Consider the following 23,394-nt stretch of genomic DNA (forward strand, 5'->3'; position numbering starts at 1 on the left):
CTGGTGGGTCAGCCCCTATCATTTCGGCATCGACCAAGGCCCCGTGGTGCTGATGATCGAGAACTACAGGACCGGCCTGCTGTGGAACATCATGCGCCGATGCGCCCCTGTGGTCACCGGCCTGAGGCGTGCGGGGTTTTCCGGCGGCTGGCTCTGAGGGTACCGCATCGCTGCCAAATGCCGGTATCGACATCATGAGGAAAGGTAACGACCATGAACATGGGGTTCTTCTCTAATCAGCATGCCGGGCTATACAGAAGGCACCTCCTGGTGCTGGCAGGAACTGCAGCACTCGCAAGCGATAGCCCAAGGGCAAGGACGGCACTTGGCGGAGACACCATCAGGATTTGAGACGGTCAGGCAGGGCGAGGACGCCTATCTCAGCTGGGTGAAAGGCGGCTTTGATCTAAAAACCTAGGACAGGCGACGCTTGAGGATGCACCTCCCTCGGCCCTGTCGGCGGCTCGTCCCCCATCGCACGGATGACCGCATCGAACAGCAGATGGCTGAACAGGCTTGACCAGCACATCTGAAATTCCCGCCCTTCCCGCCGCCTTGACTACTTCCTCACGGCCATGGGCCATCACCATGATGAGACACGGCGTGTCGGTCATCCCAAGCGAGCGGCCATTGCAGTCTCTCTTCCATCCATTTTCGGCATCTGCCAGTCGAGAAACAACATCGTAACGTGTTTGCGGAGGCTTGTACCGAATGGCGACGATTGCGTCCGTTCCGGACGGTGCGGCGGAAGTGTCGAAAGACATCGCTGTCAACATCGCTCTCGTGCGCTAGCGGATCATACGTGGACTGACGGCACTCAGCATTCTCAGGATGTCGTCCTCCAACTTCCGGCACAGGTCTTCATGTTCTTTCAGCCGTGCTGGGGCGGGACCCGCCTGCTCGCGCAGTTCATCACGGGTCATGGCGGCTTTACCGTAAGCTTCGAGCAGATCGGTTATCGCAAGGAAGTTTGCATCGGCAATTTGTTTCCGATGTCGTGGCAAGCGCATCATCATCCGGGCTCTACCGACCTTTTGGAAGTCCATTTTACACCCCTAAAGGTAAGGCTGAACGCAGTCTCCTCGAACACGACTTCATTAGCAAGTTGCCTAGCTACTTTGCCTGCCCCACGCATGTCACTAACCGGCGGGCCATCACCGCGCAGAGCAGGTCCGCGATGCCTCGACGGACAGGCCGCCAGAGCGACGACCACTCGCCCTCGATGGTCCAGCCGACGAAGCAACAGAAATCGTCTGGTTGCATTCTGCGAGTGAATGCGCTCTCAATTGCGTCGTCTGTCGAAATCGAAGGCGCAGACGGAAGGCAACACTCAGACGAAGGCTCTGGATCGTACCCGTTTCGATCTGGAGCCTTTTCACATCAATATCACAATCCCCCCTGACGACGATCACCGCGGCTCCAGGCCAAGCCGGTATCGCGGGGATCCAGTCAAGCAATTGCGGATAGTCCCCTCCGCCAGGGCTCTTCGATCGAGCCGCAATACACCTGCGATCAGCGCGATCACTCGCAAGTAGGCTCTCATTTCCTCCCTAAAGAGCTCGCCTCACCCAGCAAACCCTTCACATCCCGTCGTCAAACTCCGCTGCTTGCCCTTGAGCCAGGAACTGCGCAAGTGCCGACATCAATGTCTCCGCGCTGTACCGGTCAAGCTGAACCTCGATCGTCGTACCAGCCGAAGTTGATAGTTCAAAAACCCCCAGGAGCGGGTCAATGGACGCGATAGAAAAAGAACCCAGAAATTCGCCCTGGACCGTTGTGCTGCCAAGCCCCATGGATGCCTCCTGCATGGTACGAAAGACATCACTAAAATAGTCGCTTTTGATCGATCCGCAAAGCCGGCGCCGGGTTCGCGATGCTTAAGGGGGTAGATTGAACGAGTGCAATCTCAGCGTCAGGAGATCATGGAGACGCCGATGAAGACGAACGCGGCTCCAGGCCAAGCCGGCAGGGACCCCAGCCAGTCAAGGCGTCGGTCCCAGGCGGCGATTTTGCTCGATGGGAAGGTTTCGACCCTGGTTGAGGTTGCGTACGAGGCTCCCAGCTAGTGTTCTTCTGGTCAGCCAGAACAGCCCCTGCGATCAGCACCGTCGCCCCCAAAGCATCCATCGTCTATTACCCTCTAGATAGCTCGCGTCACAACCTCCGTCGCGACGGACACCAACAAGGCGGCCAGCGCGACGGCCGTTCCAATTCGCGCGATCTTCATCCGGCGCCCGCGAGCACCATTCCAGTCATAGCCCATGATCTGTTCCTCAGCCGGCTTCATGCCGTTCGTGAATGGTGGCTGGCGTTCCTAACAAAGAGGTAGATCCCGTTGATTTCCCCTGCTGGCCTACGTTCGATGTTGGCCTCGTCTTCGGCCAAGTCGGAGGTCCAACATCACACGGACCAGCCATCTCCTGACATCTGATGTCGCCACGAATTCATCGATGTTTTCGATGGCGTATTCGAGTGTTTTTTCGGTGAGCGCGGTTGCCGCACGCTGTGAGGCGGTCAAGCTCCGCGCCCATGCCGTCAGCTCTGGCAGCAGGTCCACAACCATGCCAACGCCTCCCGATGGCGGTGAATGGTCGAGCGGGCGGCGAGCATCCTTAAGTCGGCGTTCCAGATCCCAGGCGTCTCGTACGCCACTCATGAACAAACGGAGCGCCTCGCGAGCCAGCCATTCGCCTTCTTCACTTTGTCGGGGGATATTCCGTGCGTTCACGACCTTATTAAAGACCGTGGAAATGACGGTGAGCCCCTCGGGAAGAATGTATCCGGATTGCAGTCGATCAAACATAACCTCCTCCATTTCAGGCGAAAGTGATGATGGTCCATCAGTCGCTGGAGCCCGTTTCATGGTCCAGCAATCAGACAAAATATGGTCTTCAAAACGGGGTGTGACTAGCCCTTAACAGCGCCAGCGCCGACTTCGGCCGGCGATTTTTATCTCATTTTTTCATCTCACTAAAGGAAAACCCGATGAACAGAACGACGTCGCTCGCCTATGCGGGGCGCGCGCCTTTTGGCGGCCGCCTGATGCATCCGAGATCGGTGCCATGAGTGCCATCCGCGACGAGTGGGATCGGTCGCAATCGGCCGGCACGGTAATCGACGACCGGTGGCTCGCCGACAGCTCGCGACCGTCTTTCACGAGACCGGCGGCACGATGCAGCGGGTGATCGAGAAGCTCAATTACTCGGCCGCGCGCCTGGCCCAGGTCTGGCCGTCAAGACAAGGCGACGACTAGCCGGCAAGTGGTTCATTGGCGCATGAACCAGCTTGTCGACCGCGTCGGCCATCTTGAGGCCTCCGCGATAACGATTGGGGAGGAGGTCTCCGAGATGAAGCTGGTGACCGATGACGTGAGGCGATGGAAGCTGAGGCATCGGTGGCTTGGAGTCACCGGAATTGCGGCCAGGGCGCTCGCGATAAGTCAGGCCGAGGCGATACGGCGGATCATCTTCGGGATCACGGGGTAAGGTTGGTAAGCAGAAAGAAGAACCCCACCTCCGACGGCACGACGATGGGGCTCTCTACGTTTGATCCGGAGGGATCCGGGATCATCAGCAATGAACAAACCAACAGGTCCCGGATAGGTTCCTGCTGCCGTTGAATAAAGATGGCTCCGTAAGGTCGCGCAGGCTGCGCTAGTGGATGGTCTGGGGCCATGTCACGTCCACGAACCGACCAATGGACCGAAGGTAGGCGATGATCTCGGACCTCAGAGCTGCGCGGTCGCCATACCTCTCGCCGATCCGACTAAGTTCCTCCTTGGCTTCTTCCTGCTCATCGACATCGCCAAGCACATACATATCGTGTCCCACGGCGTTGATATCGCAACCCGCCGCGATCACTTCGGCCACAAAACTTGGGATCTCATTTGCGTTCATTTCGCGCTTGCTCTCAATCATGACATCCCCGCTTTGAAACGAGAAACTACTGTGAGGTCGAGCGGTTCCGGAGCAAATGGAAGAATGGCCCCGATGGGGTGTCGGGGCCAGTTGGTATCGTTGGCGCTTCTACGCGGGGAATGGGAGTACCCCATGAAGCGGGCTGTGATCCCGGAAAGGATCATTGCCTATCCTCTAACTGCCGCGTGTGAAAGTGGTTCCCAGTTGGAAAAGAGACGGCCCCGTCCGGGGAGAGCGGGGCCTCGGCACGGAGGTGCCATGGGCTCCATGCTGGGCTATTAGATGGAGCCTAGCCTAGATCCCGCGGGGGATGGTGGATCTAAGCAGACCTAGAACCGCATACATTTGACAGAGGTTCCAGCACCGAAGAAAAAAAGGGGCCCCGAAAGCCGATAACGGGACCCTAGGAGGTACGTGCCAAAATCCTGGTGTAAGAGAGCCAGGACGATCTTCAAACCTACGACGTCAGGATTGGTTCCGGCTCGATCTGAAAGCCGGGAGGGGGAGAAAAAATGGCCGCAAACGGCTACGACAGCGCCAAAGCGAACGATCCGGTCTAAAGTACCAGAGTCCTTGGCCTTGATGCGCACGGCTTTCAGTGTCGGTCCATTCGCGGAGATCGGTCCACACAGCGTAGGCGGGGAGGACGGTGTGTGTGAACGGTCATCAGGGAAATCATGAGGTTGCGATATGCTGCAGGCAGCAGGATCTGCTAGGCGGCCCCGTAATCAACCTCAAGCGCCCCGACCTCTTCCTATCCTCAGCAATGGCATTTCTCGAAAGCCATGCCATTGGAACATGACCGAACTGCTATAAGAATGCTCAGACACACTCTGCCACGGCGCAGCCGCCGGTAGGGCTGGATGAAAAGTGCCAGTTACGCCACTATGAAATCGTAGCGGCCGAATTTTCCGTCGCTCGTGGTTTTGATGTCGAGCAACAGGTCTGCATTGAATATGCGGTCACGCCTATTGTCCGGCTCATCGGCAAAATACAGCTGCGTCGTCAGCACGTTCCCGCCCGGCCTTTGGACTTTCACGTGGTAATGCCGGGTGCGGCCAGGATAGAGCCCAGGCACGATCGTCTCGAACCACCATTTGCCTTCTGCGTCCGTGAATTGATGTCCGCGGAGTTTGTATCCGTTGTTGTCGTAGGTGCCGGTCTCATCGGCATGCCATAACTCGATCAACGCTTTTTCTACCGGCTGGCAGTCCTTGGTTAACACGTAGCCAACAAGTGTCATTCTTTCACCGCCCGGTGAATCGCTGGCGAAGTCCTTTTTTTCAGGGCTCTCCGGTGTGAAATACGGGCCTTCGGTCTGTGCCGGCGTCAGATCGTCGTCATCACCGCAATTGGCCGTAAGCGGCAACTCCACGGAACCGCCGGCTGCATGGCCGAGTCTCGGCAGAACAATCGGCGTGGCGACGAAGCTGATAAGGAAATGTCGCCGGGTCGGCATGGCGCTATATCTCCAAGCACGGAAGCCAAGATCGTTGCGGGTCCATTAGGCAGAACTGGGGCGGATATTACCAGATTTCGCGACCAACAACGTCATCAGGCGAATGCCGCTGCTGAAGCGTCGCCGGTCTACACGGTTTGCACGTAAGGATCTGGTGTCTGACTTGGTGCAGCAGCAATGCCGTTCCATTGACGCCGTCTGCTTTCTAGCGGAAGTAAGCTTCGTCGCCTTCATGTCTCGGCGAAGCTGCGTTTGGCAAAGCGTCCTGTCTTCATTCTGGGCTACGGGCACCGCGAGTTGCTCGACGCCCTGGAAACTGCGCGCCATGAGGGCGCGATGGTCAGGATCGTTGCGAAATGCAGCTGGTGTGGGGTGACCGGCGTGCCGCTGATGGTCGTCCATGTTTCCAGCGGAGATGCGAACGATATCATCGCAGCCGCCCCACGCCGCGGCGTGACCTAAATCGACGCTCGTTAAGTTAGAGCTTCGCCGTCGTCGACCACGGTGTGGAAAAGATCGTTTCGCTGCCTATAATGCCGTGCCGGGCACGAGACGGATTTTGCGCAGCACAGCATCAACGTTGCCCAGGCTAGACGCGCTGAGTTCTACCAGCAGATCCCACCGGCCGTTCGTCGTGTGAATCTGCGAGATTTCAGGAAAGCCGCCACGGGATTGATCTATCGGTTCTGCTGTCCTTAGAAAAGTGATGGTGCTCAATGCTCAGCGCCGCCGGCTTAGCCGCCAAGAAGCCCACGGCGCGGTGACCGACTGACTTTCGGGGTTGGAAAGATACCAGAACGCAGCGCGGGCAGTGTCAAGGATAGCCTGGCTCGAGTTGCTCCAGGTTTCGACGAACCATCATCGCAATTTGTAACTAATCGTTTCAGCCAATCTATTGGCGCAGATTCGGTACAAACCCCTGCTCATCGAGAAACAATCCATACACAAGCAGCGCGTCAACTGAACGCGGTAATAGAAACGGATTTCGTGAGGACTGAGGTCCCGCCGCAAAAGCGCGACTGCATCTTCGGCTGCACGCTCCAACTTCGACAACTGGTCACCACTGGAAAGGGTTCCAAATGAAAATTATGCATAGCATCGCGATCGCTGCCGCGGCGGCTTCAATCAGTTTCGCGCTGGGCGGCGTTGCCCAGGCCCAGGAACTCAAACGGACTGGTCTGGTTCAAAGCGATATCAGCGTGCCGGGCAAGGAAGCGCTTCAGGTCCGGGTAGATTTCCCGCCAAAGGCTGCATCTATCAATCATAAACATCCCGGCGAAGAAATTGCATATGTGCTCAAAGGTGCGCTTGAGTACACGCTCGAGGGTCAGAAGCCGGTAACGCTGAAGGCCGGTGAAGCCCTTTTCATTCCGGCGGGTGTTGCGCACATCGCCACGAATGTTGGCGATGGCGTGGCGTCGGAGCTTGCGACTTACATCGTCGCGAAGGACACGCCTCTTGTTGTCCCGCTGAAATAAGTTCGCTGCGATGGGGGGGCGATCCACTCATGAAACAAATACCCTCACCAGGTCACTGTCTAGGCGAGGTTTGCTTTGGGCGCTGGCGTGTCACCGGCCGCTGTGCCGATGCTCGCCAACGGCTTTGCAGTAGGGTCCGTGCGATCGACCAGTAGCTCCGTTGGAGATGAAATCAGGCCGTTTCGCGCCGAAATCGCGCAATCCGAATTGGACGGTCTTCGGAATCGCATCATCGCCACCAGGTGGCCAGCGGGCGCGCGTTGTCGCGCGGCCCTTCGTCAAGCTCGACCGTCGCTCGGCCAACCCGCCTGGCCGCTTCTGAGACCAGCGTCATGGACGAGGAGGCGAAGCGGCACTGGAAGATGAACAGGCTGCCGGACGGAACCGAGTGGTCCGGCCGCGCCCGCTATGCGGCCACCATGTTCTTCTACCAGCGCGACCTGATGGATGCTGAAACGCTTGTGGCCTATCGGAGGGCGAGCTGTCATTCGGGGGCAGGGAGACGGTTGATCGTAGCCCTAATCTCATCAGAGCTGCATCAATTCAGCGTTTCGAGGACTTGGCGATGCAAGGCTTCGTTGGCGGCCGCGAGGCACAGATTGCCGGAAGTCAGCGTGAGCGGCCGACCCTGCCAGTCCGTGATACATCCGCCCGCACCCGTCACCACCGGGACAAGGGCGCAATAGTCGTAGGGATCGAGCCCTCCATCGATGCTGATGTCGATGCTGCCGTCCGCGACGCGGCCATAGGCCATGCAGCTCCCCCCATAGACGCACCACCGCGTAGATAGGCGCAGGCGTTCAACGCCATCCTTCTCGTTTTGCTGGAACGGCTCCGGATTGCCGTTGGCCATGAAAGCCTCCGAAAGGAGAGCGGTCGATGCGGTCCGGATGGCGACACCGTTGAGGGTCGTCGCGCGCCCTGACAGTCCCAGCCAGCGGTCGCCGGTGACAGGATTGTCGATCAGTCCGAGGACCGGCGTCCCGCCATGCGTCAATGAAATCAACGTGCCATAGACAGCAAGTCCGCCGACGAAAGCCTTAGTGCCGTCAATAGGATCGATGACCCAGACGAACTCCTCCCCCAAACCCTCGGCGCCAAACTCCTCCCCGAGTACCCCATGGCGGGGGAAGCGGTCTGCGATGCGTTCGCGCAGCGACTGCTCGACCGCGCGATCCGTTTCCGTCACCGGGCTCGAATCCGATTTCGCAACGGGGCGGCGCGGGCCGGCCGCAGCAGTGCGCACGATCTGCCGCGCAACATCGGCGATCTCGCTGGCGAAACTGGAAAAAAGCTGAAGCGGCTGGTCAAGCATGGGCGGGTACCCTCCTCAATGTGTTTTGTGCCTCTCCGGCCGGTCGCATGTGGCGGGAAAGTCGGGCCTCGATCGCCCGCACCAGGCGTGAGAGCATCCAGGCGACGGAGAGATAGACGAGCGCAGCGGAGATAAAGACTTCGTAGGGAGCATAAGTTCGGGCGACGATCGTATTTGCCGTGCCCGTGAGCTCCATGATCGTGATCGTGCTGGCGAGCGAGGTCGCCTTCATCATGCTGATCATTTCGTTGCCATAGGCCGGCATGCCGATGCGCAACGCCTGGGGAAGAATAACGAGCCGGTAGATCAACAAGGGGCGCATGCCCAAGGCGACGGCCGCCTCCTTCTGACCGGCCGGGATTGCGAGAATGGCGCCGCGCAGGATGTTCGCGGTGTAGGCTGCGGTATGGAGCGCGAGCGTCAGCAGTGCGCAGAACCAGGCTTCACGAAGGACTGGCCAGAAGATGCTGCTGCGAATGATCTGAAACTGCGAAAATCCGTAATAAACCAGGAAAACCTGCACCAGCAGAGGCGTTCCACGGAAGAAGGTGATGTAGCCCATCACCGGGAGCCGGATGATCGGGCGGCCATTGGCTGCGACGATGCCAAGCGGCAAGGCGAGCAGGGCTCCGCAAACAAGGGTCATAAGGAGCAATTGCACCGTGGCCAGCGCACCGTAGAGCAGCGCCGGAACGCTCTCCAACATCAGGGACCAGTTCATACTGGGGACCTCCTCTCGCCGCGCATCAACCGTCCTTCGAACCAGGCGATGAGGCGCGTGTTTGCCAATGTCAGAGTCAGGTAAATCAGGGCGGCCGTCATATAGAAGGTGAAGGGCTGGCGGGTGACCGAAGTGGCCATCTGCGACAAGCCCGTCAGTTCATGCAAACCGACGATCGAGATCAGCGAGGTATCCTTGATCAGCGAAATCCAGTTGTTGCCAAGGCCTGGCAATGCAAAGCGCATGAGCAGCGGCAGACGGATCTTGGCGAACATGACGAACCACCCGAGGCCAAGCGAGTGCCCCGCCTCGATCACTCCGCTCGGAACGGATTGCCACGCACCGCGTAGGACTTCGGCAGCATAGCCACCGAAGACGAGGCTGAGCGCGAAGACGCCAGCCTGGAGAGGCGGCACCTCGACGAAGCCGAAATCCGCGACGAAGAGGTTGACCGCTTTCGTCAGCGCCACCGTGCCGCCGAAGTACACGATCAGGATGACCAACAGTTCGGGGGTACCTCGCATCACCAGGCTGAAGCCACGGCCAAGGGATGCCACGGCCCGGTTCGGTGACATCTGCGCCAACGCGCCCAGCATGCCCCAGCACAGGCCGACGAGCAGCGAGAGGACTGCCACTTTCATGGTCAAAAGGGTGCCGTGGGCGATCTCGTCACCCCATCCCTGCAATAGATCCATGGTCGTCTCCAAAGAAAGACGGAGCCGTCGATCGGCTCCGTCCGGTTGTCGTCGCGGATTATTTTGCGGAGGCCGGAAGGACGCTGAACGACCAGTATTTGTCGTTGATCGCCTTGAAGTTGCCATCCTTGAACATGGCGGTCAGCGCACCATCGACATTCTTCAGAAGATCTTCGTCGGCCTTGCGGATGCCGATACCGATACCGGCGCCGAAGTAGGATACGTCGTCGATTTCCGGACCGACGAAACCGTAGTCCTTGCCTTCCGGCTTGCTGAGGAAATCGTTGTCGAGCTTGATGGGGCCAGCAAAAATGAGATCGACGCGGCCGGCCTGAAGATCGAGGATCATGTTGTCGACCTTGTCATACTCGGACACGGTCGCCTGCGGATACTTCTCTGCAATGTACTTCGCATAGGTCGACGAGCGCTGGAGGCCGATGGTCTTACCGGCAACGCCTTCCGGGTTCGGCTCGCCTGCCTCCGTCACCGGCTTGGCATCCAAGGTCTTTAGTCCGACGAACCGGGCGGCCGACGAGCGGTAGGGAACGGAGAAATTGATACTCTGCAGCCGCTCCTCGGTGATGGACATCGATGCGGAGATCAGGTCGTACTTTCCGGCGAGCAGGCCGGGGATCATGCCGTCCCAGGACTGGCAGATGATTTCGACCTCACTGCCAATCTGCCTGCCTATGGCACGCGCGACATCGACGTCGAAGCCTTTGATTTCTCCGTTCGCGTCCTGATATCCGAACGGGGGATAGGTGCAGTCGGCTGCCACTTTCAGCGTCGCGGCCTGCGACGACGTCGCGCCGAGCAAAAGGCCGGCGAAGGTGAATACGATGATCTTTTTCATGGGACCTTCCTTGTCAAAAGGCTGCGTTTTTTCGGCATGGGAACAGGGCAGCTGCTTTAAGCGCGCGGCTGCATATGAGGTGCCGCTGGCGGCGACCTGTGTTCAAAGCCAGCAGCACGTACCTGCTCCGGCGATGCTGGTGAGCGCGACTATCTGGTGATGTCTTTGGATCCGACTTGCATTCTGGCCTCCCTCCAGAACCTGTCTTCTGGAACAAAGGATGGCGCGGAAGCAGAACGAGCTAAAGTACCAATTCCCATGAACTGATGGTACCAGACCGAGCTTCAGGAAGATTTGCCGGCTTTCTCCAGAAACCGCCTCGTGACAAGCTCCATCCGCTGAACCGCCCCGGCCAGCCGCTCGGTGGAGAGATTTCCAAATCCCGCTACGAGACCAAAAAGATCCTTCCGCTCAATGCAATAGGAAGAGAGCGGTGGGGTGTCGATCCATGCTCCGCGCAGGAGCCGTGAAAGCTCGACGTCGTCGAAGGGCTCGCGCGCCGTAAGCGTCAAATGGAGACCAGCGTCCAGTTCCGGCACATCGAACACGTCGCCCAGCTTTTCTTTCAGGGACGCGATCATCGCGGTGGCACGATCCCTGTAGAGGGCGCGCGTGCGCCGGATATGAGATGCGAGTTCTCCGCTCGCCATGAAGTCGGCGACCGTATGCTGGTGCGTCAGCGGCGCATAGCAGGAAAGGCTGTCTTGCACTGCCGTGAACGAGGTGATCAGCTCGCGCGGCACGACGAGATAAGCAAGCCGCAGCCCGGGGGCGAGCACACGATTGAAGGAGCTGACATGGATGACCCGCTCGCCACCCTTGCGCGCGGCGAGCGGCATGAGCGGCGTACCGCGCCATCTGATCTCGCTGTTAAAGTCGTCCTCGAATATCCAGCGCTGCGACGTATTGGCCCAGGCGAGAAGCCGTTCAATCGCCGCTTCCGACATGGTTGCACCCGCGGGAAACTGGCCGACCGGCGAAACCAGGATCATCCGGGCATCCGCGGCACGATGCGCGATGTCGTCAGCGTTCAGTCCGTCACGAGAAACGGGCACGGGTGAGAGCCGAAGCCCAGCCGAACGCAGAGTGGACAAGAGCGTCGCGTAGGCCGGGTCCTCGACGCCGACAACGTCACCGGCGTCGAGAAGAACATGCGCGACGAGATTGGCAGCCTGAAGCGTGCTTCCCACGACGATAATTTGGTCAGCCTCGCATCGGATACCGCGCGCCTCGCTAAGATAGATGGCGAGTTGTTGGCGAAGCGCCGCCAGGCCGCCGCCTTCGCCATACCCGAGGTCAGAAACCGTGAAGCGTCGCCAATAGTTGGCGGCGATCTTGCCGAACTGCTTGTAGGGGAAGATATCCAGCGCCGGCATGCCAGGACTGAGATCGAACTTGTCCTGGCGCGACCAACTCCAATGCCGTACCGATGCCTCTCTCCCCCGTGCAGACAGCGCAACCGGTAAACTCGAAGGCGGCAGGCTTCTTTCTCCTCCAGGCCGCACCGAGTCTTCTGGAAGGCTCTCTTCCACGTAGAAGCCGGAACTCGGGCGACGCTTGATATAGCCCTCGGCCGCCAAGCGATCATAGGCCATGTTGACCGTGTTTCTCGATATCGCGAGATCGGTCGCTATCGACCGGCTGGCCGGCATTCGGGCGCCGCGCGCAAGCTGTCCGTTGACGATCAGCCGGCGCAACTGGATGAAGAGCTGCTCCTGCAACGTCGGCCCACCGGACTTTTCTCGAACGACCATGGTCCAAACGGGATAGTTGAACTGTTTCGCTGAAGCCATCCGAGAAATCCCTGTGCGGAGCCGCGCACTATCTCCCTGCCGGGCGGTATTTCGATCTACGAGACGACGTTGCGAATGAAGCGGACGGTCTTCTTTCCGACGTTGCAGTACGAATAATGCTGGGCCGTGCTGTAAGTGACAAACTCGCCCGTGGCATAGTCCTGCGCCTCGCCCGATTGGATCAAACGCAGCGCTCCTTCGACAACGAAAAGCATCTCGTGCCATCCTTCGGGGTCTGGCTCGGCCACGTAGCTGTCGCCCGGGCCGAGGGTCCACAGCCACATCTGTGTTTCCCGCGAGGCGGGCGCCGAACAAAGCAGCATCGCGGCGCTCGCCGGTTGACTTCCGCGCCAGGTGACCTCGTTGATCTCGGCGCGCGTCTCCCTCGATGGATCGCGCACCAACTCGACGAAGTCTACGCCCATCGCGGTCGCCAATTTATCGAGGCTGGAAAGGCTGATGTTCGCGTCGCCGCTCTCGACCGCCGCGATCATCCGCCGGCTGATACCGGATGCATCTGCCAGCGCCGTTTGGCTCAGGCCCGAGGCGAGCCTTAAACGGCGGAGGTTTCCGGAAACGTGGGTCAACACATCGGCCCGGTCTTGACTGTGCAATATATTGCTCATATGGTCCTTCTAGACTACCGGCTTTCACAGCTCAACACATTTCTGTGCGTCTTGCCCTGCATGGGGCGCCAAGGCTTTGGCGTCCATGCAGCGTGACTTCGCACGCCTTTTTGGGATCGTCACAATGCAGAAATTGGTCGTACTCAACGACGAAGATATCACTCGATTGTTGCCCCGGACAGATGTTCGCGCAGCCCTGGAGCGTATGTTCATCGCGCTTGCCGATGGACGGGCTGTGCAGCCGCCACAGACGTTGAGCCTATTCCCGGCCGGCGGCGGAGACTTCATCACCTATCCAGGCGTTCTTGGAAGCGATGGTGTCTTTGGCACGAAGCTGTCGCCCTATATCCCCGGCACGAATGGGGCGACCGTTACCGCCTGGACGCTTCTGATGTCGATGGAGACCGGGAAGCCGCTGCTCCTGTGTGATTCCAAACGCCTGACGACCGAACGAACGGCCGCGACCACCGCGATTGCCGCCGATCTGCTCGCCTCGAAGGAGGCAAAGATCCTGACGATCATCGGCACAGGCGAAATCGGCCTCGCGCATCTTCGGCATGCCGCATCGATCCGTCCGTGGCAGGAAATTCGTCTGTGCTCTCCGGATATTGCCAACCGACACGGTCTTCCGGTGCAGCTCGAATCCGGCTGCCCGGTGACGACATCCACCTATACCGATACGGCCGCGGCCGGCGCCGACGTGGTCATGCTATGCACCTCGTCCGGCACACCGGTCATCGACGCGTCGAGGTTCGGCGCGGGCGTACTCGTCACATCCATCAGCACCAATGTCGCCAACGCCCACGAGATCGCCCCCGACACGCTCAATCGGTTCGATGTCTATTGCGACTATCGGGCCACCACGCCGGCTGCGGCCGGCGAAATGAAACTTGCCGCGGAACGTGGCCAGTGGAGCACAGATCGCCTTGTTGGCGACCTGCCCGAACTATTGTCGGGCCGAGCGACTGCCCGGGACACTGGCCGTCCAGCTTTCTTCCGTTCGATCGGGCTCGGGCTCGAAGACATAGCAACCGCCAGCGCCCTGCTTTCCGCAGCACGCAGCTAACCAATTCCAAGACAGCACAGGAGATAGGCAATGAAGATTCGTAATTTCGGCGTCGAGATCTGGATGAACCGCTATGAAACCAGGTGCGACTGGAACATCGCCGAGACCTGCGTCGAGTCGCTGACAGTCGCTGAACTTTTGGAGATGGCCGGCAAGACCGACACGATCCTCTCCGAGCTTCTGCCCATGAAGCTAACCTACGGTGCCATCGAAGGCAGCGAACGCCTCCGCAGGCTGGTTGCCGGCCTCTACGAAAAGCAAAGTGCAGAAAATGTCGTGGTCACGCACGGCGCCATCGGTGCGAATGCCCTGGTGCACGCAACACTGGTCGAAGCGGGTGACCGTGTGATCTCGGTCCTGCCGACCTACCAGCAGCACTATTCCATCCCGGAAAGCTACGGCGCCGACGTACAGATCCTCAAGCTCACGGAAAAGACTGGCTTCCTGCCAGACCTGGAAGAGCTGAAGCGCCTTGCAACACCGGGCACGAAACTCATCGCCATCAACAATCCGAACAATCCGACGGGCTCGCTGATGGATCGCGCCTATCTGGAGAAAGTCGTCGAGATTGCCCGCGCCTGCGGCGCGTGGATCCTGTGTGACGAGGTCTATCGCGGTACGGACCAGGAAGGCGACGGAATGACGGCGTCGATCGCCGACCTCTATGAGAAAGGCATCAGCACCGCGAGCATGTCCAAGACTTTCGCGCTTGCCGGCCTGCGCCTTGGATGGATCGTCGCTCCCGTAGAATTGATCCATGCTGTCTCCGTCCATCGCGACTACAACACGATCAGCGTCGGCATGCTGGACGATCATTTCGCAGCCATTGCACTGGAGAACCGCGACAAGATTCTTGCGCGCAGCCAGGCGATCACGCGCACCAACCTCGCCTTGCTTTCCGACTGGGTCGAGAACGAGCCGTTGATCTCGTGGATCAAACCGAAATCCGGCACCACGGCACTCCTCAAGTACGATCTGCCCATTTCCTCGGAAGAGTTCTGCATCCGGCTTCTGGAACGTACCGGCGTCATGCTGACGCCTGGCAGCGCGATGGACATGGAAGGGTACGTCCGGATCGGCTTCACCAACAACGGCACCACCCTTCAGGAAGGCCTGAAGCGCATGTCCGAATTTCTTAAGGGCTATCAAACCGCGGCCGCGTGATCAGGGCGGTGGAGATGCAATGTCTCATAACGAAAGGGGAGTGAACATGAAGAAATTACTTGCCGTGATGACGATTTCGCTGGCAGCGAGTGTCGCCAGTGCGGAAGATCTGCGGGTCGGCACGAGCGCAGATTATCCGCCGTGGGAGTCCGTCGATGCCGCCGGCGAGGTCGTCGGTTTCGACCGCGACGTCGGTAACGAAATCTGCAAGCGCATCGAGGCGAATTGTACATGGCAGAACCAGGCCTATGACGGTCTGCTGCCCGGCCTGCAGGTCGGGAAGTTCAACCTGGTGATCTCGGGCGTATCAATCAACGAGGAACGGGCGCAGAAGGTCGACTTTTCCGTCGCCTACGCGGACGCCCCAAACGCGATGGTCGTTGCCGCGGGCAGCCTGGTTGCCGAGGCGAAGTCCGCCAAGGATCTGCAGGCCAAGCTTGCGAAGGTCGCGATCGGCGTGCAGACCGGCACAACCCATGAGCAGGTGGTTCGCGCCCATTTCCCGGATGCGGACGTGCGCGTCTATGACCGCCCGGACCAGATTGCCGACGACGTTGTCGCCGGACGCATCGATGCCGGCCTGATGGAGCGATCCGCACTGGAGCCGCTTGTGAAGGATCGTGGCGCTGACAAGCTGGTCTATGCCGGCCCGCTCCTGACCAGCGCGGACTTCCCCGAATTCGGGAAGGGACAGGGCGTCGCCATCGCCAAAGGCAACACGGAACTCGCCGCCAAGGTTGACAAGGCCGTGGCGGAGATGCTCGCCGACGGCACGATCAAGACGATCTCCGAAAAGTGGTTCGGCTACGACATTTCCAAGAAACGACGAACACGTGAACCACGCGAGGGGGCGAGCAAGCCCGCCTCCTCGCGAAAGGAATTGGACGATGACACTTCCAGATCACATCAAGATCGAAGCGATGCGAGACCTGACGGACCTCGTCGCGATCCCTTCCGTCAGCGCCCGAGTTGAAGGCCTCGATGCGTGCGCCGATAAGGTTGCCGCTCTTCTCGCCGACGCCGGCTTCCAAACTGCAATCGAGCCAGGGGACGTCGGTCCGTTCGTAACCGGAGAAATCGGTGAGGGCCCCTTCACACTGGTGATCTACAACCACTACGACGTTCAGCCTGAAGAGCCTGTCAATCTTTGGACGGCACCGCCCTTCCGCCTGACGGAGCGCCACGGCGCGCTCTTCGGCCGCGGTGCGGCAGACGACAAGGGCGAATTCGTCAGCCGCCTTGCCGGATGGCGCCTGTTCCGGGAACGACACCCCGGCCCCTTACCCTTCCGCCTGATCTGGATCGTCGAGGGCGAAGAGGAAATCGGAAGTCCTTCGCTCGTACGCTTCCTTGAGAAACGTTGTGCAGGCCTTCAAGCTGACCTCTGCTGGTGGGAATTCGGGGAGGTCGATACACGCGGCCGACCGGTGGTCCTCATGGGCTTCAAGGGCGTGTTGGCGATCGAGCTGAGCGTTCGCACCGCACACGCTGATCTGCATTCCAGCCTCGGCGCCATATTCGATAATCCCCTATGGCGGCTGGCCTCTTCTGTCGCTTCCATGCGCGATGCAGCCGGCCGTGTCCTGATCAAAGGCTTCTACGAAGGCATCGAGCCCGATCGAGCGACGAGAGAACTTGCCGCTTCGCCCCCGTTTGCACTGGAAGACTTAATGGCGGCAACCGGGGGGCAAAAGCTTCTTGGCGCCGTGACGCCATCCAACTTCTACGAGCACCTCAACTTCGAACCCTGCCTGAACGTCAACGGTATCCATGGCGGATACGAGGGCGCTGGCACGAAGACGGTTCTGCCGGCGACCGCGACCGCCAAGCTCGATTTTCGTCTCGTCCCTGGACAGAACCCCAAAGCCGTCGCTGACCTGGTACGCCTGCACCTGGACGACAACGGCTTTGACGATATCGAGCTGATCGTTCACGACGCCGAGGTCTTGGGTGTTCGCAGCGATCCGTCGCATTGGGCCGTCAAGCTCGGGGCGAAGTTGCTGGAAAAGTGGTTCGGCCAGCCTGCCATCCTTCAGCCGAGTTCGGCAGCCTCGGGGCTTGCGCACCCCTTCGTGCATCAGCTCGGCGCCACGCTTTTCGGTGCGGGCATCACGCACCATGGCGCAATGTTGCACTCTCCCGATGAGAACATCCTCATCGACCAGTTCCACCAGATGATCGGCTTCTCCGCAGACTTCTTCTCCGCGCTCGCCAGCCAGTGCGGATCGGCGGCAGACGTTGGTTACCAGCAACGCGAGACCGGGTCATGATCGAAGCGGTTGTCCAGTATTTTCCCCAGCTCCTGCAGGGCTTCCTCGTTACGCTCTCCGTCGCCGTCGGAAGCTTTGTCCTTGGACTGATCTTCGCGGTCGTGCTTGCACCGGCCGCGGTCTACGGATCCGCCCCGGTTCGCAAGGTCATCGCCGGTTACGTCAGCCTCATTCGGGGTCTGCCGGAACTGCTGGTCATCTTCCTGATCTTCTACGGCGGCACGGTTCTATTGACCGGTCTTTTCGGCGTCTATGTCGAAGTGGATGCTCTCACCGCCGGCATCGCAGCGCTGACTGTCGTCTCGACCGCCTATCTGACGGAGATCGTCCGCGGCGCACTGGTCGGGGTGTCGTCAGGTCAATGGGAGGCGGCACTCGCTCTCGGCCTTCGCAGGCCCGGAGCGTTCCGGCTCATCGTCCTGCCGCAGATGATGGTCCGAGCCCTGCCCCGGCCTCGGCAATCAGTGGCTCGTGATCCTGAAGGAGAGCGCCTTGGTCTCGATCGTCGGACTCGAGGAATTGATGCGCAAATCCGTCGTCGCGGCCGGCGCAACCCACAAGCCCCTCGCCTTCTACCTTACGGCTGCGGCGCTGTATGTGCTGGTGACCGGCGTCTCGACGCTCTTCATCAATGCCTACAACCAGCGCCTGACCACTCATCTGCGGTAGTCCCATGTCATTGGATCTCTTTCTTCCTGCTTTCATCACCATCAAGAACGGCTTCGTTCTGACACTGATCATCACCCTGGCGAGCTTTCTCGTGGGACAGGTGCTCGCGCTGCCGGTCGCCCTGGCTCTGTCCTCTCCCTCAAGGTGCTTGCGGCTTCCGGCGTCTGCCTACACATTCGTCATCCGTGGCAGCCCGCTTCTCGTGCAGCTCTTCATTGTCTACTACGGCCTAGGACAGCTCGAGGCCGTTCGCGAAAGCGTCCTCTGGCCCATCCTCCGCAGCCCGGTCTACTGCGCCGTCCTGACGATCGCCCTCAACTCGGCCGCCTATTCGGCTGAGGTCCTGGCCGGTGCAATCCGGCAGGTGCCCAAAGGGCAGTGGGAAGCCGGGAAAGCCCTCGGGTTGGCAAAATACGTCCTGTTGATCAAGGTCGTCCTGCCGCAGATCTACCGCGCCGTGTTGCCAAGCATCGGCAACGAACTGATCCTCGTCATGAAGGGGTCGACCCTCGCCAGCGCGGTCACGGTCATGGAAATGACCGGTGCAGCCCGCGTATTCGTCGCCAAGACCTATGCACCATTCGAAACGTTCCTGATCGCGGGTGCCATCTATCTCTTGATCGGCGCCGCCTTCGGGCGGGTCTTCAAGGGGCTCGAAACAAGGTTCGCCATCCCAAGCCGATAAGCCAACACGATCGACAGTCGCGAGAACTGCAAGCGGAGAACGTCTTCCGCGCGGCGCAGCCAATGCACACTTCTGGAGGAGAAAAAATGTCAAAGTCAGCAGTCAAGATCGCCGCCATGAACAAGTGGTACGGCGCTTTCCACGTCTTGAAGGACATCGATCTAGATGTTCAGCAGGGTGAACGCATCGTCATTGCCGGCCCGTCGGGCTCCGGCAAGTCGACGATGATCCGCTGCATCAATCGGCTCGAAGAGCACCAGAAGGGCAAGATCGTCGTCGACGGCATCGAGCTCACCAACGANGTCGGGCTCCGGCAAGTCGACGATGATCCGCTGCATCAATCGGCTCGAAGAGCACCAGAAGGGCAAGATCGTCGTCGACGGCATCGAGCTCACCAACGACCTGAAGAAGATCGATGAAGTGCGCCGCGAAGTCGGCATGGTGTTCCAGCACTTCAACCTCTTCCCGCACCTGACGATCCTCGAAAACTGCACGCTTGCGCCGATATGGGTGCGCAAGATGCCGAAGAAGCAGGCCGAGGAACTGGCGATGCACTTCCTGAAGCGCGTCAAGATCCCCGAGCAGGCGAACAAGTATCCGGGCCAGCTCTCCGGTGGTCAGCAGCAGCGCGTGGCGATCGCCCGCTCGCTGTGCATGAAGCCGAAGATCCTGCTCTTCGATGAGCCGACCTCGGCGCTCGACCCGGAAATGGTCAAGNGAAGAAGGCATGACCATGCTGTGCGTGACCCACGAAATGGGCTTCGCCCGCCAGGTCGCCAACCGCGTGATCTTCATGGACCAGGGCCAGATCGTCGAACAGAACTCGCCGGCTGAGTTCTTCGACAATCCGCAGCACGAGCGCACCAAGCTCTTCCTCAGCCAGATCCTGCACTGACCGAAGGCATTGCACCATTCCGCGCGTCCGCGCCCGTCCTTGTTGAGCCCCGCTCGATGTCATAATTACCCCGGCCGATCATTCGTCGGCCGAGGCCCGGCCGCGACCGGATGCGCCGCTATCAACAAAGCCGCCGCAATCCTCAAGGTGGCAAAGCGCTCGATGATTGTCGCCGGCGCTTGTGCCGCCGGTGCGCCAACCCATTGCAGGAAAACGCGGCGCGCCAGCCGCAGCGACACCCGTCGAAGTGAGTTTCCGGGTCGACGCTCGTCAGGTTAGAGCTTCGCCCTCGTCGACCGCGGCGTGGACAAAAGAAGGCTCGTCTCGCTGCCCATAATGCCGGGCACGAGACGGATCTTGCGCAGCACGGCATCGAAGTTGGCCAGGCTCGATGCGCTGAGTTCCACCAGCAAATCCCACCGGCCGTTCGTCGTGTGAATCTGCGAGATTTCAGGAAAGCCGCCGAGCGTGCGGATCACCCGATCGGTCACATGGCCCTCGATCTCAACCATCATCACCCCACGAACGACATCTTCAAGCGCATCGGCACGCAGCATCACCGTGTAGCCGAGGATGGTCCCGTCCTGCTCCATCCGCTCGATGCGCGCCCGCACGGTCGCCCGCGAGGCGCCCGTTTCCAGCGCGAGGTCCGAGACACTTCGACGCCCATTGCCGCGCAACAGCATCACGATCTTCTGGTCGAGAGCATCCATGCCGATTTGGATTCCGTTCTTATCAATTTGGTCAAACTAGCATCTCGATATGCCAAAATTCAATGTTCAATCCGCCATCGATGACTTTTATAATCATGAAAACAAACGGGAGTACACTATGGACTGCACGCTCATCGGCGCGCCCCTGCAAATCGGGGCAGGGCAGCTTGGCTGCGAGATGGGGCCGAGCGCCCTGCGCATCGCTGGCCTTCGTACGGCACTGGAAGAACTGGGCCATTCGGTCAAGGACAATGGCAATCTCAGCCCGCGTGCGTTCGACGAGATGCCCCATCCGAACAAGGCCGTCCATCACCTCGGCGAAACGGTCGCCTGGGTCGAAGCGCTGTCTGCTGCTGCCTACGAACACAGCAAGGCAGGCATGCCCATCTTCCTCGGCGGCGACCACGCCATCTCCGCGGGTACCGTTCCGGGTCTCGCACGCCGAGCCGCTGAACTCGGGCGGCCGCTGTTCGTGCTCTGGCTGGACGCCCATACCGACTTCCATACTCTCGAAACGACGGTCAGCGGCAACCTGCACGGCACGCCCGTCGCTTACTATACCGGCCAGACCGGTTTCGATGGCTTCTTCCCTGCGCTTGCCCATCCCGTTGCCGCACAAAACGTCTGCATGATCGGCATCCGCAGCGTTGACGCCGCCGAAAAGGCCGCCATTCGCACCACCGGCATCACGGTGCACGACATGCGCGTAATCGATGAGCATGGCGTGGCCGTCCTCGTCCGCAATTTCATCGAACGGGTCCGGGCCGCAAACGGCCTCCTGCATGTCAGCTTCGATGTCGACTTCCTCGAGCCGGACATCGCGCCGGCCGTTGGCACCACGGTACCGGGAGGAGCAACTTTCCGCGAGGCGCACCTGATCATGGAAATGCTGCATGACAGCGGGCTGGTGACCAGCCTCGACATTGTCGAACTCAATCCGTTCCTCGACGAGCGCGGCAAGACCGCTCGGCTGCTCGTCGATCTCGTCGCCAGCCTGATGGGCAAGCGGGTGATGGATCGCCCGACTGTCACTGGCTGATTTCGATTGTTCTTTGGTTGGAGGAAAAATGAATACTGATCCGAAACTGAACGTGGTTCCGTTCGTAAGCGTCGACCACATGATGAAACTGGTTCTGAAGGTCGGCATCGACCGGTTCCTGACGGACCTGGCGGCCACGATCGAGGAGGACTTCCGCCGCTGGCCGGTCTTCGACAAGACCCCGCGCGTCGCTTCCCATTCGCAGGAAGGCGTCATCGAGCTGATGCCCACCAGCGACGGAACGCTTTATGGCTTCAAATACGTCAATGGTCACCCGAAGAACACGCGCGATGGCCGCCAGACCGTGACGGCCTTCGGCGTGCTCTCGGATGTCGGCAACGGCTACCCGATGCTGCTCACCGAAATGACGATCCTGACCGCGCTACGCACTGCGGCAACGTCCGCGGTCGCGGCGAAGTACCTCGCCCGGCCGAATGCCCGGACCATGGCCATCATCGGCAATGGTGCGCAGAGCGAATTCCAGGCTCGCGCCTTCAAGTCGCTGCTCGGCATCGACAAGCTTCGCCTCTACGATATCGACGCCTCCGCCACCCGGAAATGCGCACGCAACCTCGCGGGCCTCGGCTTCACCATTGAAGAATGCACCTCGGTCGAAGAGGCGGTCGAAGGCGCAGACATCATCACCACGGTCACCGCCGACAAGCAGTACGCGACGATCCTATCGGACAACCATGTCGGCCCCGGTGTCCACATCAACGCGGTGGGCGGTGACTGCCCCGGCAAGACCGAACTCAGCAAGGACATTCTGCTGCGCTCGGACATCTTCGTCGAATATCCGCCGCAGACACGCATCGAAGGCGAAATCCAGCAGCTGCCGGCCGAGCACCCCGTCATCGAACTCTGGCAGGTCATGACCGGCGAGACAGAGGGCCGCAAGAGCCCGGATCAGATCACGCTCTTCGACAGTGTCGGTTTTGCGATCGAGGACTTCTCCGCCCTCCGCTACGTCCGGGACCAGATTGCCGAACACGGTATGTTCACAGAACTCGACCTCCTCGCTGATCCCGACGAGCCACGTGACCTCTACGGCATGCTTCTGCGGTGTGAGAAGAAACTCGAAGCGGCATAGACTGACGCGAAGTAATCACGTTCCCCGGTTTGTCGACGGTCAAGCCGGGGAACGCTGGGCGTCAGTCGCCAAGCAGCCTGATAGAGGCCAATTGAGCGCCTTGAAGGGAATCGAACTTACTACCCAATTCCTTGAAAACCGCGGCAAAAAGTAATACCTTGGATAAATCATTCCTTACACAGGTCCGGCCATGACGACGACAGTTACATCCAAGGGACAAATTACAATTCCCAAGCCTGTGCGCGATCTCTTGGGTATCGTGCCTGGAAGCAAGATAGACTTCCGACGCACTTCAGATGGAAGCGTTGTCCTCGTCCATGCTACGAAAAAGCAGCCGCCCAGCCGCTTCGCGAAACTACGAGGGCATGCGGGCAAGGGCCTCGACACTGACGCGATCATGGCGCTTACGCGTGGCGAACCGTGATACTCGTAGACACGAATGTCCTTCTCGACGTCGTTACCGATGATCCAACTTGGGCCGATTGGTCGATAGCCCAGCTGGAAGCCGCAAGCCTCGGGGGAGCAATCTGGATCAACGACATCGTCTACGCCGAACTCTCCGTCCGCTACGATCGGATAGAAGACGTTGACGGCTTGCTTGATCACGCGGGGTTGGAGCTGACGGCGGTACCGCGTGAGGCCCTCTTTCTGGCGAGCAAGGTTTTCACACGATATCGCAAAGCAGGCGGAACGCGGACAGGGGTGCTCCCTGATTTCTTCATCGGTGCGCACGCAGCGGTTAGCGGATATTCGCTGCTCACACGCGACGTCGGCCGTTATCGCACCTATTTCCCAACGTTGACGCTGATTGCGCCGAACTTGCCGACCTGATGAAGCTGCTCATGGGAGGCTCAGTTCCCGTCGATACGTTATGCGGATCAAAAATGCACAGAACCGGAAGATACGCGTTGCGCAAACGCGTGACGAATACTGTGCGTTGCCGCAC

The 23,394-nt window shown here is 59.9% G+C and carries 27 protein-coding genes and 5 pseudogenes; 19 read left to right on the forward strand and 13 right to left on the reverse strand.

What is annotated here, in order from left to right; translation table 11 throughout:
* Positions 1 to 157, forward strand: a 157-nt coding sequence (locus tag ASD01_RS34815; RefSeq protein WP_280138784.1) for a glucoamylase family protein, incomplete at its 5' end; no start/stop codon positions are given.
* A gap of 631 nt (positions 158 to 788) precedes the next feature.
* Here ASD01_RS34815 and ASD01_RS19155 read toward each other — a convergent pair.
* The 3 genes from ASD01_RS19155 to ASD01_RS19165 form a co-directional block, all read right to left on the reverse strand.
* Complete coding sequence (locus ASD01_RS19155; RefSeq protein ID WP_060644255.1) at positions 789 to 1,046, reverse strand: hypothetical protein; 258 nt, start codon at positions 1,044 to 1,046, stop codon at positions 789 to 791.
* Between the two features lie 534 nt (positions 1,047 to 1,580).
* Entirely contained in the window at positions 1,581 to 1,793 is a 213-nt protein-coding gene (locus tag ASD01_RS19160; RefSeq protein ID WP_089045299.1) for a hypothetical protein, read from the reverse strand.
* Between the two features lie 560 nt (positions 1,794 to 2,353).
* Positions 2,354 to 2,803: a hypothetical protein gene (locus ASD01_RS19165; RefSeq protein WP_051659640.1), complete on the reverse strand. Its 450-nt coding sequence runs from the start codon at positions 2,801 to 2,803 to the stop codon at positions 2,354 to 2,356.
* A 321-nt stretch (positions 2,804 to 3,124) separates the two neighbouring features.
* Here ASD01_RS19165 and ASD01_RS37295 point away from each other — a divergent pair, with 321 nt between their 5' ends.
* Together ASD01_RS37295 and ASD01_RS19170 are read left to right on the forward strand one after the other, a co-directional pair.
* Positions 3,125 to 3,253: a hypothetical protein gene (locus ASD01_RS37295; protein ID WP_256385327.1), complete on the forward strand. Its 129-nt coding sequence runs from the start codon at positions 3,125 to 3,127 to the stop codon at positions 3,251 to 3,253.
* Positions 3,254 to 3,275: 22 nt separating this feature from the next.
* Positions 3,276 to 3,485 (forward strand): DUF1515 family protein, encoded by a 210-nt coding sequence (locus ASD01_RS19170; RefSeq protein WP_051659639.1) that lies wholly within the window; start codon positions 3,276 to 3,278, stop codon positions 3,483 to 3,485.
* Between the two features lie 168 nt (positions 3,486 to 3,653).
* On the opposite strand, the gene ASD01_RS19175 is transcribed toward ASD01_RS19170, so the two are convergent.
* Both ASD01_RS19175 and ASD01_RS19180 read right to left on the reverse strand, forming a co-directional pair.
* Entirely contained in the window at positions 3,654 to 3,917 is a 264-nt protein-coding gene (locus ASD01_RS19175) for a hypothetical protein (protein ID WP_034803228.1), read from the reverse strand.
* 877 nt (positions 3,918 to 4,794) lie between these two features.
* Entirely contained in the window at positions 4,795 to 5,376 is a 582-nt protein-coding gene (locus ASD01_RS19180) for a dioxygenase family protein (RefSeq protein WP_034803225.1), read from the reverse strand.
* Between the two features lie 252 nt (positions 5,377 to 5,628).
* Between ASD01_RS19180 and ASD01_RS19185 the strand changes: the two genes are divergently transcribed.
* Positions 5,629 to 5,838 (forward strand): hypothetical protein, encoded by a 210-nt coding sequence (locus tag ASD01_RS19185; RefSeq protein ID WP_060644258.1) that lies wholly within the window; start codon positions 5,629 to 5,631, stop codon positions 5,836 to 5,838.
* Positions 5,839 to 5,854: 16 nt separating this feature from the next.
* On the opposite strand, the pseudogene ASD01_RS35670 reads toward ASD01_RS19185, so the two are convergent.
* Positions 5,855 to 6,042, reverse strand: a pseudogene (locus ASD01_RS35670) (Lrp/AsnC ligand binding domain-containing protein); the annotation flags it as partial.
* A 413-nt stretch (positions 6,043 to 6,455) separates the two neighbouring features.
* Between ASD01_RS35670 and ASD01_RS19190 the strand changes: the two are divergent.
* Positions 6,456 to 6,854, forward strand: a complete 399-nt coding sequence (locus ASD01_RS19190) for a cupin domain-containing protein (RefSeq protein WP_060644259.1) — start codon at positions 6,456 to 6,458, stop codon at positions 6,852 to 6,854.
* A 538-nt stretch (positions 6,855 to 7,392) separates the two neighbouring features.
* On the opposite strand, the gene hisN is transcribed toward ASD01_RS19190, so the two are convergent.
* The 6 genes from hisN to ASD01_RS19220 form a co-directional block, all read right to left on the reverse strand.
* A complete protein-coding gene (gene hisN / locus ASD01_RS19195; protein WP_060644260.1) occupies positions 7,393 to 8,169 on the reverse strand; it encodes a histidinol-phosphatase in 777 nt (258 codons plus the stop codon).
* Positions 8,162 to 8,890: an ABC transporter permease gene (locus ASD01_RS19200; RefSeq protein ID WP_060644261.1), complete on the reverse strand. Its 729-nt coding sequence runs from the start codon at positions 8,888 to 8,890 to the stop codon at positions 8,162 to 8,164. The genes hisN and ASD01_RS19200 overlap by 8 nt, the downstream gene beginning before the upstream one ends.
* Positions 8,887 to 9,585 (reverse strand): ABC transporter permease, encoded by a 699-nt coding sequence (locus ASD01_RS19205; RefSeq protein ID WP_060644262.1) that lies wholly within the window; start codon positions 9,583 to 9,585, stop codon positions 8,887 to 8,889. The genes ASD01_RS19200 and ASD01_RS19205 overlap by 4 nt, the downstream gene beginning before the upstream one ends.
* A gap of 58 nt (positions 9,586 to 9,643) precedes the next feature.
* A complete protein-coding gene (locus tag ASD01_RS19210) occupies positions 9,644 to 10,438 on the reverse strand; it encodes a transporter substrate-binding domain-containing protein (protein ID WP_060644263.1) in 795 nt (264 codons plus the stop codon).
* A 284-nt stretch (positions 10,439 to 10,722) separates the two neighbouring features.
* Positions 10,723 to 12,159, reverse strand: a complete 1,437-nt coding sequence (gene pdxR / locus ASD01_RS19215; RefSeq protein WP_162251019.1) for a MocR-like pyridoxine biosynthesis transcription factor PdxR — start codon at positions 12,157 to 12,159, stop codon at positions 10,723 to 10,725.
* A gap of 128 nt (positions 12,160 to 12,287) precedes the next feature.
* Entirely contained in the window at positions 12,288 to 12,857 is a 570-nt protein-coding gene (locus ASD01_RS19220) for a helix-turn-helix domain-containing protein (RefSeq protein ID WP_060644265.1), read from the reverse strand.
* Between the two features lie 124 nt (positions 12,858 to 12,981).
* On the opposite strand from ASD01_RS19220, the gene ASD01_RS19225 reads away from it, so the two are divergent.
* From ASD01_RS19225 to ASD01_RS36865, 10 genes and pseudogenes are all read left to right on the forward strand, one after another.
* Positions 12,982 to 13,923, forward strand: a complete 942-nt coding sequence (locus ASD01_RS19225) for an ornithine cyclodeaminase family protein (protein WP_060517428.1) — start codon at positions 12,982 to 12,984, stop codon at positions 13,921 to 13,923.
* A gap of 30 nt (positions 13,924 to 13,953) precedes the next feature.
* Entirely contained in the window at positions 13,954 to 15,087 is a 1,134-nt protein-coding gene (locus tag ASD01_RS19230; RefSeq protein WP_034803210.1) for an aminotransferase, read from the forward strand.
* A 46-nt stretch (positions 15,088 to 15,133) separates the two neighbouring features.
* Positions 15,134 to 16,060 carry a transporter substrate-binding domain-containing protein gene (locus ASD01_RS19235; protein WP_082584652.1) on the forward strand — a complete coding sequence of 309 codons (927 nt, stop codon included), beginning with the start codon at positions 15,134 to 15,136 and terminating at the stop codon, positions 16,058 to 16,060.
* Positions 15,975 to 17,357: a M20/M25/M40 family metallo-hydrolase gene (locus ASD01_RS19240; protein WP_060644266.1), complete on the forward strand. Its 1,383-nt coding sequence runs from the start codon at positions 15,975 to 15,977 to the stop codon at positions 17,355 to 17,357. Before ASD01_RS19235 ends, ASD01_RS19240 begins: the two co-directional genes overlap by 86 nt.
* A pseudogene (locus ASD01_RS37615) lies at positions 17,354 to 17,740 on the forward strand (ABC transporter permease subunit); the annotation flags it as partial. The gene ASD01_RS19240 and the pseudogene ASD01_RS37615, both read left to right, overlap by 4 nt.
* Positions 17,741 to 17,849: 109 nt before the next feature.
* Positions 17,850 to 18,026 (forward strand): ABC transporter permease, encoded by a 177-nt coding sequence (locus ASD01_RS36850; protein WP_244495265.1) that lies wholly within the window; start codon positions 17,850 to 17,852, stop codon positions 18,024 to 18,026.
* Between the two features lie 4 nt (positions 18,027 to 18,030).
* The gene (locus ASD01_RS19250; protein WP_060644267.1) at positions 18,031 to 18,711 is read left to right on the forward strand and encodes an ABC transporter permease; all 681 of its coding nucleotides are present in this window, start codon (positions 18,031 to 18,033) and stop codon (positions 18,709 to 18,711) included.
* 62 nt (positions 18,712 to 18,773) lie between these two features.
* Positions 18,774 to 18,914 (forward strand): annotated as a pseudogene (locus ASD01_RS37620) (amino acid ABC transporter ATP-binding protein); the annotation flags it as partial.
* 99 nt (positions 18,915 to 19,013) lie between these two features.
* Positions 19,014 to 19,428 (forward strand): annotated as a pseudogene (locus ASD01_RS36860) (amino acid ABC transporter ATP-binding protein); the annotation flags it as partial.
* Position 19,429: 1 nt separating this feature from the next.
* Positions 19,430 to 19,606, forward strand: a pseudogene (locus ASD01_RS36865) (amino acid ABC transporter ATP-binding protein); the annotation flags it as partial.
* A 275-nt stretch (positions 19,607 to 19,881) separates the two neighbouring features.
* Here ASD01_RS36865 and ASD01_RS19260 read toward each other — a convergent pair.
* On the reverse strand, positions 19,882 to 20,319 hold the full coding sequence (locus ASD01_RS19260) for an Lrp/AsnC family transcriptional regulator (RefSeq protein ID WP_060517223.1): 438 nt from the start codon (positions 20,317 to 20,319) through the stop codon (positions 19,882 to 19,884).
* A gap of 118 nt (positions 20,320 to 20,437) precedes the next feature.
* Here ASD01_RS19260 and rocF point away from each other — a divergent pair, with 118 nt between their 5' ends.
* From rocF to ASD01_RS19280, 4 genes are all read left to right on the forward strand, one after another.
* Positions 20,438 to 21,358 (forward strand): arginase, encoded by a 921-nt coding sequence (gene rocF, locus ASD01_RS19265; RefSeq protein ID WP_060517226.1) that lies wholly within the window; start codon positions 20,438 to 20,440, stop codon positions 21,356 to 21,358.
* A 28-nt stretch (positions 21,359 to 21,386) separates the two neighbouring features.
* Positions 21,387 to 22,448, forward strand: a complete 1,062-nt coding sequence (locus ASD01_RS19270; protein ID WP_034800695.1) for an ornithine cyclodeaminase — start codon at positions 21,387 to 21,389, stop codon at positions 22,446 to 22,448.
* Between the two features lie 190 nt (positions 22,449 to 22,638).
* Entirely contained in the window at positions 22,639 to 22,872 is a 234-nt protein-coding gene (locus tag ASD01_RS19275; protein ID WP_060644268.1) for an AbrB/MazE/SpoVT family DNA-binding domain-containing protein, read from the forward strand.
* On the forward strand, positions 22,869 to 23,279 hold the full coding sequence (locus ASD01_RS19280; protein ID WP_060644269.1) for a type II toxin-antitoxin system VapC family toxin: 411 nt from the start codon (positions 22,869 to 22,871) through the stop codon (positions 23,277 to 23,279). Before ASD01_RS19275 ends, ASD01_RS19280 begins: the two co-directional genes overlap by 4 nt.
* Positions 23,280 to 23,394 lie beyond the last annotated feature (115 nt).

Source organism: Ensifer sp. Root423, from assembly GCF_001426275.1.
Lineage (GTDB): Bacteria > Pseudomonadota > Alphaproteobacteria > Rhizobiales > Rhizobiaceae > Ensifer > Ensifer adhaerens.